General features: G+C 41.9%; 2 protein-coding genes. Both read left to right on the top strand.

Annotated features, from left to right (window positions below):
- Positions 1–367 precede the first annotated feature (367 nt).
- A complete protein-coding gene (locus tag HMPREF3139_RS02650) occupies positions 368–1,255 on the top strand; it encodes a ParA family protein (RefSeq protein WP_049323310.1) in 888 nt (295 codons plus the stop codon).
- The gene (locus HMPREF3139_RS02655; protein WP_234396211.1) at positions 1,252–2,526 is read left to right on the top strand and encodes a ParB family protein; all 1,275 of its coding nucleotides are present in this window, start codon (positions 1,252–1,254) and stop codon (positions 2,524–2,526) included. The genes HMPREF3139_RS02650 and HMPREF3139_RS02655 overlap by 4 nt, the downstream gene beginning before the upstream one ends.
- The last annotated feature ends 221 nt before the right edge of the window (positions 2,527–2,747 follow it).

The raw sequence follows: 2,747 nt of genomic DNA on the forward strand, positions 1-2,747 counted from the left end.
TGTCTTGGTGGGAATTTAGGGGATTTTTTGGGGGGATTTTGCAAAGGTCTCAGCCAGTATATCTACCTTTATAAGTTGATAATAATTACAGAATATACAATGCAACCAGGCAATAAGGTATGTGGAAATAAAAAGGCTCAACGAATTCACTTTCTAAAAATTGGAGTACTATGAGCACACTCTCTAGAGTATCATTGATTCTCATTTGACATATAGGAACAATAAGCGGAATTTGTAGAAGAATAGGAAAAAGGAAAATAATTTATATTATGTTAAATTTCCTATTAAAGATGATTTAAGCATATTCTTCGCGTCTTGAATTGCCTCTTCTCGCTGACGTTGTTCCTTGATTATACAAGGAAATATTATGTCCGCACCCGTAATATTGTCTGCGGCCGCTACCAAAGGCGGCGTAGGCAAAACAACACTCATTGCTAATGTCTCTGGCGTTCTCGCTGATATTGGACTCCGCGTCCTAATGATCGACTGCGACGTTCAGCCATCACTGTCTAAATACTACCCAATAAGCCACCGCGCTCCAAATGGTATTGTCGAATTGCTTCTCGGTGAAAATACCGAAGAAGTCATCCGCTCAACAATATCCAATACCGTTTTCCCAAATTTAGACATCGTTATTTCCAATAACATTTCTGCTTTTGTCGAGACTGAAGTAACTTCTCGTCCCGATCGTGCCTTTTTGCTGAGAAGCAAACTGCATTCACAATACATACAGAATAACTACGATGTGGTTTTGATCGATACTCAGGGTGCAGTCGGCCCTCTCTTGGATACAGCTGCCTTCGCTGCTACATGCTTGCTTTGCCCGATTATGCCTGAAGTTTTGAGTGCCCGTGAGTTTCTCACTGGTACCCAAGAACTTCTGAAGCGACTGCAAAAAGGCGAAGCAATGCGCATCCCCATGCCTCAATTACGAGCCATCATCTACGCGCAAGATCGTACCAATGATGCGAAATTCATCGCATCCTCTATCAAAGACTTCTTTAGTAATACCTTAGACGACAGACGTAAATTGCTGAGCGTAGCAGTTCCTGCTGCCAAAGCATATAAGGAAGCCACAACGTTACGAGTTCCTGTTCATTGCCATGAGCGTAAACAGCTTGGAAAGATGCTGCCCGCTTATGAAATCATGCACCGTATTGTTTATGAGATTTTCCCTGGTATCGAAAATAAAAAATTGCGTGGAAGCTGTTTCAACGACATGACCAGCCTGCTGCAAGAGGAGGTACAGTCATGAATCTGGGCCAAACCAAAGCAGCTTTGAGCCTACACATCGGTACACCTGCACAGACAAATATGAGTTTTGGCCTCGAGGATACTCCTTCTCAGGGCATGTTAATGTCGTTGCCAATCAGCGAGATCGATTTCTTTGACAAAAACCCACGCCGTTTACATGATGTTTCCAGCTATGAGGCCATCAAAGAGTCCATTCGTTCTTCAGGTATTCAACAACCGGTACACGTTACCCAGCGACCTGGTGAAAGTAAATATGTACTGGCACAGGGTGGTAATACCCGTCTCAAAATCTTGCGCGAACTCTTGGAAGAAACTGGCGATAACCGCTTCCGTATGATGCCGTGCATTTACATCCCCTACTCTGACGAAACTACATTGCAGGTTGCGCACCTTGTTGAAAACGAACTGCGTGCTGAAATGTGTTTTTGGGATAAAGCCTGCAAATACGCCGAAATTCGCGATATTTTCCAAGATAAATCTGACTCAGGGAAACTTTCTTTGCGCGAACTGGAGGTGATGTTTTCTGATAAAGGGCTTACGGTTTCTCATAAAACTCTAGGACTGTTCTTTTTTGCTTCTGATAACTTACAGGAGCTTCAAGAATACGCATTCAAACTTTCCCATGCAAAAGTTGAAGAAATTAAAAAACTTCACTCTACCCTGTTCTCAATTTCTAAATCAATTCAGTTGGACGACTCTTTCCAATATTTATGGTCAGATGTGCTGGATCAGTGGCATAACCAATATTCTGCAACAGAGTTAGACGTACATGAGCTTTGTCAGTTTGTACTCAACAAATTCAAATTTGAATATGGTACTGAAGCCTTTCCTGAAACAGAAAATTTATCTGATAAGAATAAATCTGAAACAGCTGTCAAACAAGATGTCAATTTGCATCAAAAAGAAGCATCTGAAAATAACACTGAGTCAGGGGATTCATCTATTGAATCTGTGCCAGCTAAAGAAGATAGCCCAGAGACTGATGCAGAGGATGAGCTGAAAGGAACTGAACAGACAGGGTTCGAAGCCCTGGATGTTCAGAATCATCAGGTTACTTTGGATCAAACTAGCAAAAAACTGTTTTCTGCGGTTCGCAAGTTGTTGGCCAAAGTGAACCTGTCTGATTGCTTTAAAACCCACAAAGACTTCGCATACGGTTGGTATGTCGAGTATCCAGCATTTGAGCATATTTCAGGATCCAGTGCCGAAAATGCAATCTATGCTATTGATGTTTTACATGAGGAAACCGGCAATGTTTTTACATTCCTGTAGAAGCTTTGCGGTATCGATACCTTCATGTTTGATGTTGGCGATAGCTCAAATCCCCTGCTTTCGCTGAAAAATGATTCAAAACTTCGTATTGCATACGAAGACCCCGACAAATACGACGAATATACAAACTGAGGCATTGGCAACAAAGAGAACATCATTGCCTCTGTGTTGAATTGGCAGACAAATAGAGACCTTTGCAAAATTCCCCAAAATCCCCTAAA

This window comes from Neisseria sp. HMSC15G01, from assembly GCF_001808255.1.
Taxonomy (GTDB): domain Bacteria; phylum Pseudomonadota; class Gammaproteobacteria; order Burkholderiales; family Neisseriaceae; genus Neisseria; species Neisseria subflava_A.